The 9,096-nt window shown below is 59.7% G+C and carries 3 protein-coding genes; all 3 read right to left on the bottom strand.

Annotation, left to right across the window (positions count from 1 at the left end; all coding sequences use genetic code 11):
• On the bottom strand, window positions 1–3,816 hold a 3,816-nt coding region (locus tag VJ464_11035; GenBank protein ID HKQ05658.1), incomplete at its 3' end, for an amino acid adenylation domain-containing protein.
• A 40-nt stretch (window positions 3,817–3,856) separates the two neighbouring features.
• A complete protein-coding gene (locus tag VJ464_11030; protein ID HKQ05657.1) occupies window positions 3,857–6,823 on the bottom strand; it encodes a condensation domain-containing protein in 2,967 nt (988 codons plus the stop codon).
• 73 nt (window positions 6,824–6,896) lie between these two features.
• Window positions 6,897–9,096 (bottom strand): condensation domain-containing protein (locus VJ464_11025; protein HKQ05656.1); only part of this gene is annotated, 2,200 nt, incomplete at its 5' end.

The following is a 9,096-nucleotide window of genomic DNA, read 5'->3' as shown; positions in this document are numbered from 1 at the left end:
CGCCGTCGTCGCCTCAATCAGCTCGCGGGCATAGTGCAGGGCGCCGCCGATGACGCCGCCGCCTTCCTCCAGCATGAGGTTCATCCACAGCTTGATGGCCTCGGCCCCGGCCGCCAGCGGGCTGACTCGCAGCCGCCCGCCAGCCCTCGCCGGGGACGTGGCGACGGCGGCTTGCGGCCGATTCTGGAGGACGAGTTTGACCTGGAAGAAGGGCGAGCGCGAGAGGTCGCGCTCGGGCTGCAACTCTTCGACGAGGCGCTCGAAAGGCACCTCCTGATGGGCGTAGGCTGACAGCGCCGTCTCCCGCACCCGCGCCAACAACTCGGCGACCGTCGGATTATTCGAGAGGTCGGAGCGCAGTACCAGCTGGTTGACGAAGAAGCCGATCAGCGGCTCGGTCTCCTGGCGATTGCGGTTAGCGACGTCGGTGCCGATGACGATATCGCGCTGGCCGCTGTAGCGGCTCAAGACCACCTTGAAGGCCGCCAGCAAAGTCATAAACAGGGTGACGCCTTGCTGCCGGCTCAGCCGCCGCAACCCTTGCGTCAGTTCCTCGCTCAGGCGCAAGCCGACGCTGCCGCCGCGATGGCTGGCCACCGCCGGCCGCAGCCGATCCGTCGGCAGCTCCAGCGCCGCCACTTCGGCCAGCTGCCGCCGCCAGTAGGAGAGCTGCTCGTCGAGTACCGCGCCTTGCAAGTACTGCCGCTGCCACACCGCGTAATCGGCATACTGAATCCGCAGTTCCTCTAAGGCCGATGGCCGCCCCCGACTGTAATCTTCGTAGAGCCGGCTGAACTCAGAGACCAGCACCCCCGTTGACCAGCCGTCCGAGGCGATGTGATGCATCACCACTATCAGGATGTGCTCATCATCGGCCAACCGCAGCAGCGCCGCCCGCAGCACCGGCCCCCCTCGCAGATCAAAACCGCGCCCGCTCTCCTGCCGTAAGATCGCTCGTGCCGCTGGCTCCCTCATCGCCGCCGGCAACTGGCTGAGCTCCCACAGCCGCAGCCGCACCCCGCTCTCCGCCTCGATCACCTGCACGGCCTGCGACTGCCGCAACTCGAAGCGCGTCCGCAGCACCTCGTGCCGCCTCACGATCTCCCCCAGGCTCTGCTCCAAGGCCGCGAGGTTCAGCTCGCCGCTCAGCCGCACCGCCATCGGGATGTTATAGGCGGCGCTCTCCGGCTCCAGTTGATGGATGAACCACAGCCGCTGCTGCGCGAACGACAGCGGCAACTCGCTCTCTCGACTCACGCGCTCGATGGCAGGAGCTTCCGAGAGTCCCGTACGCCACGCTTCGCTTTCGATCTTTTTTGCCAGTGTCTTTATTGTCGGGTTTTCAAATATAGCCTTGAGCGGCAAATCGACGTGGAACACCCTCTTGATCCTTGTCATCACTTGAGTGGCCAGCAGTGAATGGCCGCCTGCGACAAAAAAGTTCTCCTCAATCCCTACCTGCTCTCTCTTCAGTACCTCCTGCCATACGCCTCTTAATAGTTCCTCTGTGGTGGTTGTTTCCTGTTCCTCCGAGCTCGCCTCTTCCGGCTTCGGCAGCCTCTTTCTATCCACTTTCCCATTTGCATTCAGCGGCATCTCTGCAAGCGTGACGATCTGCCATGGAACCATGTGCTCTGGCAGCTTGCTCCGCAAGCCTTCCACTATCTCGCTCCTGGTTGGGCTTGCCCCCTTTTCGGCGACGATATAGCCGACCAGCCGTTTCTCTTCGCCATAATCAAGCGCATGGACGACACTCTGTCTAACCCCCTCATGCGCGTTCAGCGCAGCCTCAATATCACCTAACTCTACGCGATATCCTCTGATTTTTATCTGGTGGTCGGCCCGCCCCAGGTATTGAATCTGGCCGTCGCGCGCGAAGATACCCAGGTCGCCCGTGCAATACAGCCTCCCACCCGCTTCTCCACTCAGCCAATCCGGTATGAATTTTTCTGCGGTTACGTCTGCGCGGTTCACATATCCTCTGCTCACGCCTGTGCCGCCTATGTATATTTCACCAAGGCGCTCAATCAAGGCTGATTGCATTGCGCTATTCACTATGTAGGCCGCCGTATTGCTTACCGGCCTGCCTATCGGCACCTCTATTCCAGCGTCGCCGCCACAGTTAAAGACCGTTGACCACACCGAGCCTTCCGTCGGGCCGTATTCGTTATACAACCTCGCTCTTACGCGATGCCTGCGATGCTGAGTTATGACCTCTGGGACACATGCCTCTCCGGCAACGATCACCGTTTGCAGCAGGTTTACGATTGCACCTGTGTTCGTCTCGAGCAGTATCCTATAGAAGGATGGCAAGCACAGAATGTGTGACGCCTGGTGCCGCTCAATCATCGCCGCGATGGCTAGCGCATCTTTCTGCTGGCCCTCTCGCGGCAATAACAGCGCGCCTCCCGTCGCCAGCGTCCAAAATATCCCGGCCACCGAGCTATCGAAAGAAATCGAGGACATCAGGAGATACTTGTGCACCGGCTCGCCATAGTAATGGAAGCGGGCCATGGTTGAGTTCAGCAGATTCTTATGGCTTACGGCGACCCCTTTGGGCCTTCCCGTGGACCCTGACGTATATATCAGATAGGCCAGATTTCCTGCCGCCACACCTTCGCCAGGCGGTTCGAGCGCTCCGGTGACTGGCAGCTCGTCGATCCGCAATACCTTGCCGGCGAATTCCGGCCTGGCGGCCAGAGCGTGGGAGTCCGTGAGCACAGCGATAGCGCCCGCGTCATCGATCATGTAGGAGAGCCGCTCCGCCGGATAGGCGGGGTCCAGCGGCAGGTAGGCGGCGCCAGCCTTGAGCACTCCCAATATCCCGACCACCATCTCAATCGACCGCTCAAGCAATATACCGACGACCGTCTCTGGTTTCGCGCCGTTTGCCCTCAACACGTCCGCCACCACGGCCGACGCTTTATCGAGCGCCGCGTAACTGATCGCCGCTTGATCGCAGATCACGGCGATCCTGTCGCCGCCTTGCCCGGCCTGGTTTTCGATGAGGTCGTGGATCAGTTCCTCTCGCCCAGGTGTGGCATGGGTGTCGTTCCACTCAATTAGGGTCTGCTGCCTCTCCGCCTCAGAGGCGACCTCCAACTCGGAAACCAGGCGGTCGATCTTTTCACAAGTTTGGTAGACCGAGTTCAGGTAGTGGGCAGCGAAGCGGCCGATCTGATCTGCGGCGAAGAGCCTCCTGTTGAATGTGAGTTCTACTGAAATGCCCGTCTCGCTTTTAATCAACAATAAATTCAGATTGAGCTTCAGCGGCGGCATGTCTTCATGCAAATCTCGCATCGAGATGGCGACATCGAAAAGCGGACAACGGTCAGGCTCGTCGCTCAGGTCGAGATCAGCTATCAGCTTGTCGTAAGGGCAGTCCTGATTCTGATAGGCCTCGATCAAACAGCTTCGGGTGGCCAGCACCAAGTTCTTGACAACCATCTCCGGGCCCGCGTCCAGAAGGATGGGTAAGACGACGCTTTGGCGCTCACCGGCAGAAAGCAGCCGAGGGCTGCCGATTGCTACTCGCCTGCTGCCTGAGCACTTGTGCATGCAGACGCCAAGGGAGGCGACGAACATGCAATAAAGCAGAAAAGGTGAATGGCTGGTGATCTTCTCAAGCCTCGCCAACGTGCCACTGGTGACGGCCAGGCTGAGCGTTTCCGTCTCGACAGGCTCACGCGCAGCCCCCGGCCAATCCGGCTTGAGAAACTCGGCGGGCCTGCCCCCGGATAGCTTCTTAAGCCAGTAATCGCGCGAGCTGATTAGCTTCTTATCGTAAACGAAAAGGTTTGATGCTCTAGTCTCCATCTATTTCCACCTGCCAAGTCCTGCTGGCACAAGTTTCGTCTCAAGAGAAGAAGTCGAACTGTACATTGAGGTCCACCCCCTCTAAACCCGCCCCGCCGTCAGGCGCTTTCCTCAGGCTGCACAGATCATAAAAGGGCTTGCCTGGATTGAGGGCGACCTCGCGTAAAATGGCTTCATACGGGTTGCCGAGGTCAGCCACGGTCCTCCACTTGAAGAGGTTCTCGTCATGGCGCAACACACCTGAAATGCCGGCTGCGTCCTGATATAGACACAGCATCAAGCCGGATTCTGTTCGCGCTGGCAGCACGTCCAGGAAGCTCCACTCACTGTTGGGCAGTCTCATCTCTGCCTGAAACTTCCTCTTGATGAGGAAGACCGGACGCAGCGTAGCCCCATCGTCGAATTCAAATTCCCGCCTGAGCCGTGCCATCGCGGCCTCATCAATGACCTTCTGCGTTTCCGTCGCCCGCTTCACGACTTCCCGCAGGCGCTCGGCGAGCCGGGTAAAGCTGAGGCTGCCCGACACGTCCGTCACCAGTCTCAGCACGGAAGCTAAGTAGCCGGGCGGTTGGCTATTCGCTTGTTCCACGATGGCTCGCACATCCACCTCTTCCCCCAATTCGATGGCCTGGATCATGACTTGAAAAGCGGCCAGAAGGATCAGCCACAAATCGCATTCGCTGTCGGTGGCCAATCTCGTCGCGGATTCCAGCAGTGGCCCGCTAATCCGCACCGGGTCAACACGGTACTTCTCGTCGCCCAAGTTGCTGAAGATAACCGGCGCACCCCGCTGCCCCTCGCTGTCAAATGCTCCTCCGCCTGCTGTGCGATGTGGTGATGGTCGCTCGGGCCGGCAGGCGGTGCCGTCTGTAACCAGCTTCGCATATATTTCGGCCACCTCTTTCAGCAAACGGCCGAGCGCCCAGCTATCACAAGCCAGCCGGTGACTCATAACCACGACGTAGTGATTCTCCGCGGACAAGCTGATCAGGCAGGCGCTCGGCAGGGGCCGCGCCTTGGAATCCGAATGCTGCCCCTGCTCGCCCAGCAATGAAGCGCAAACGGCGCCCGCAATATCTTCGGAGCCAAGTCCGGTGAGATCGATAACCTTTAGCCTCACGTAACGGGGAAGCTTGCCGTTGCGCGCAGAGGTGCCGTTGTGTTCGCGAAAGGTGCTGGCAAAAACTTGGTCGGACGAGACGGTTGTGCGCAGGGCGCAGTCGAGTGCGTCCAGGTTCAGTCTGCCGCGGACTTGCGCCAGGGCGCTGGAAACGGAAAAAAGAGGATCCGGGTCTGAGGCCATGAGAAACCAGAGGGCCGGCTCGCCGCGGTCTTGCTGATCGCCCGGGCACTCATCGGCCCTGTTGCCGGTCAGCGGCTGATGCTTTCGTCTGGCTGTAGATTCGCTCGGCAGATAGATGTCGCGCTTGGCGAAGAGCCGTTCGGCGGCCAGAAGCCCGCGGCCTCGCGCTTTGCGGAGCAGTTGGTTTGATTGCTGAATCTGGGTCGAGGCTTCGGTCAGTCCCAGCCCCAAGAGGAACTCCATCCAGGGCTCTAAACCCATTGCGTAGTTATAGAATCTCTTGGCTTCGAGAATCTCTAGCAGGCGCAGCCCCCCCGCGGCGTCGCAGCCGTGCGACCGCCGCGACTGATCGTGGTGGTAATCGGGAAGCTTCGGCAGCAACGACCCGCAATGCCAGGTGAGAGGAGCGCCCACACACTCCATGCCCAGGAAGACCGTCTGAATGGGTCCGATGATTCTGCGCAGATTTCTATAAATGCCTTCGTCAAGACAAGCCGAATCAGCCGCAAACAGGATGCGCTCATTCCCGACGCGGACGACGTAGCTGATCTTACTGTGCGCGATGTCGCTATGCTCTCCCAGGAAGGGCACGCTGATGATCTCGCCGCCAGGGAAATCAACCGAGTCAAGCGGGTCGAACTCCAGGCAGTTGCGGACGCCGAGCTTCCTCGCCATCAGTCTCAAAGAGGTGTCCCCATACAGAAGCCCATTGGTTTTCGGGACAACTAAGCAGCCGATCCGGTTCCTGAGCCTGAGCAGGGTCTCAAAGACCAGGTGGTCATGGTGGTTGTGCGTCACCAACGCAAAGTCGATGTGGTCGGGCAAGTCATGGTACGAATAGCGCTCTATCCCTCCGCCGTGTGGCAGTGCGGAAATACATGGGTCGGTTAGAATCGCTATCCCGTTCCATTCCATCAGCACAGTCGCATGCCCATAGTAGCGCAGACGCAGCAGCGAGCGATCAAGCGCCGCTTTGGGCGCAATGGCATTCTGCGTGAAGAGTTTCTCGAAGGTAGTTTCGTTGACAGATTCCAACCCGAGCAAGTCTTTGATGTGGCCCGCCGGACGGAACTCTCGCTCTAGCCTGAATAGCGAATCGACCCGGTCAGCGGCGAACGGCGTCGTCCAGTTGATCTCCCCCTCTTTATGCAGACGCGGCGTGCTCATGAAGAAGTCGCGGCTCGCATCACCTTCGAGGCGGAACAACCTTAGGGATTGCAGTCTCTCATCATAGTAGGGTGATTCGTAAAGCAGGCCCTCGAGTATGCGCAGCGTAGGACGGTTATAATAATCGTAGACCAGCTCCACATATCCCTGAAGCTCCCGGGGCAAGCTCTCGTAAAAGGGCTCAATGCTTTGTCCTTTGGCTTCATCGACCAGCTTGTTATAGTAAGTGACAACGGCCGTGGCCAACTCCATGTTCTTGCCTAGTTTCGCAATGGTGTCGTCCAGCAACCGGCGAATCTCCTCGGCCCTGTCAACGGGAGTGTTGATGAAGGGGCTGCCTTTGAGAGTCGGGTCACTGCAAGCCCTCGCATGCGATTCCGGGTCATCGAGGTAAGACTTCATTGTATTGCACTGGTAGTTCAGCAGGTGAAAGCCAGCCGTAAGCGGCGACAAAACATGGGACCACGCATGCCACTTGTGCACAAGCGGTTCAACCACCGTGGAATCGGCCAGCCTGTATTGCTTGCGAATTGGCATAGGCCCTCTTTGAGAAAACGATTCGGGTGTGTGAAGAATGAGGAGGGGTCAGTAGATCAATTAGCCTTACCTGTCATTCGAACTGAAAGGCCGGTTGCGCAAGCTCGCTCTGTGTCTGATCAGAAAGGGCTGCGGGTTCGCAAGCGCGGCCTTCTTGATCGAGACTTAGGTCAAGAATCTCAACGTCAGGAGAGAGAGTGACGGCGTGCAGTAGATTACGGAGATGACGGGCAACGGTTGTGATTTTTTCGGCGCTGAACAAACCCGAATTATATTCGAGCGTCAGATTAAAACCGGACTTCGACTTGCCGGCAATTAAGGCCAGGTCGAACTTAGAAACGCCCGCGTCGATCTCGACCTGCCTGATCTCCAACCCATTTACCTTAAGGTCCGACCGCGGCACGTTCCCGAGCGAGAACCAGACATCGAATAGTGGAGATCTACTCAAGCTCCGGCCTGGTTGCAACGCTTCCACAATTCTTTCAAAAGGCACATTCTGGTTCGTATAGGCCTGTAGCGCCACCTCCCGCACCCTTTTCAGCACCTCACGAAATGTCGGATTGCCCTGAAGATTTGTCCTCATCACGAGCGTATTTATCAAGAAACCGATCATGCCTTCCGTTTCCTTCCGGTTGCGATTAGCAATCGGAGTACCGACGCATATATCTTCCTGGCCGCTATACCGGTAGAGCAAAGTCTGCCAGGCTGCTAACAGCACCATAAATTGCGTCACCCCGACCAGGCGACATAATCCTTCCAGCCTTTCTGTCTCCTTCGTGTCTAAGCTGAATGTATAGGTATTGCCCACGAAGCTCTGGATTCCAGGCCGTTGCTTATCATATGGAAGCCTTAATCCTTCTGGCGCGCCCCTTAGTTGTTCCACCCAGTAAAGGAGTTGATTGTCGAGGATTTCGTCGGTTAGCCACTGGCGTTGCCACACGGCATAATCGGCATACTGGATCGCCAGCTCGGCCAGCTCTGAGGGCCGGCCCTGGCTATAGGCCTCGTAGAGCCGGCTGAACTCACTCACCAGCACCCCCGTTGACCAGCCGTCCGAAGCGATGTGATGCATCACGACTACCAGGATGTGCTCATCAACCGCCAGCCGCAGCAGCGCCGCCCGCAGCACCGGCCCGCCTCGCAGATCAAACCCTCGACTGCTCTCCTGCCGCACCACTTCGTGGGTCACCGCCTCGCGCTCCTCTGCCGGCAGCGCACTGAGTTCCCACAGCCGCAGTCGCACCCTGGCCTCGGCTTCGATCACCTGCACGGCTTGTTGCTGCCGCAGCTCGAAGCGCGTCCGCAGCACCTCGTGCCGCCTCACGATCTCTCCCAGGCTCTGCGCCAAGGCTCCTACGTTCAGCTCGCCTATGAGCTTCACCGAGCGAATCACATTATATGTCGTGCTATCAGGCTCCAGTTGATGGATGAACCACAGCCGCTGCTGCGCGAACGACAGCGGCAACTCGCTCTCTCGACTCGCGCGCTCAATCGGAGTCGCGGAGATGACCATGCCTTGCCGCTGCTGCTGTTGCTGCACAGCCGCCGCCAGCCCTCGCACCGTCGGCTCCTCGAACACCACCCGCAGCGGGACTTCCACTCCCAGCACCTCGCGCACCCGCGACACCACCTGCGTCGCCAGCAGCGAGTGGCCACCCAGCTCGAAGAAGTTCGCCTCGACGCTCACCTCTGCCTGCCCCAGCACCTCACTGAAGATCCCTCCTACCAACTCCTCGATGACATTCTCTGCCGCCCCTGCCTCACCCTCTCCGGGTAATTCTGCCGTCGGCGCCGGCAGCGCCTTGCGGTCGAGCTTGCCGTTGGCCGTCAGCGGCAGCTCCGCCAGCTTCACGAACACCGCCGGCACCATGTACTCCGGCAGCCGCCGGCTCAACCCCTCCCGCAGCTGCTTGCCGCTCACCTCCGCCCCATCCTCGCCCACCACGTAGCAGACCACCTGCGGCCCGCTCACCGCCTCATCGCGCACCACCACGGCGCTCGCCTTCACCCCCGCCTCCTCGTTGACCGCCGCCTCGATCTCTCCCAGCTCTACCCGATACCCTCGCACCTTCACCTGCTGGTCGCTTCTCCCTAGGTACTCCAGCTCGCCATCGCCGCTGTACTTCACCACGTCCCCCGTCCGATACAGCCGCGCCCCAGCCTCCCCGCTCCACCCGTCCGGCACGAACCGCGAGGCCGTCTCCGCCGCTTCGCTCACATACCCCCGCCCCACCGCCGCCCCGCCGATGTAGAGCTCGCCTACCATCCCCGGC

The organism is Blastocatellia bacterium (assembly GCA_035275065.1).
In the GTDB taxonomy this organism is placed as follows: domain Bacteria; phylum Acidobacteriota; class Blastocatellia; order UBA7656; family UBA7656; genus DATENM01.
The sequence above is the reverse complement of the archived record's forward strand: the minus strand, read 5'-3'. Positions and strand labels throughout refer to the sequence as shown.

What these genes read in the sequence shown, in the direction of transcription:
- VJ464_11030 (HKQ05657.1), bottom strand. Translation starts at nt 6,823, where the DNA reads ATGCCAATTCGCAAGCAATACAGGCTGGCCGATTCCACGGTGGTTGAA.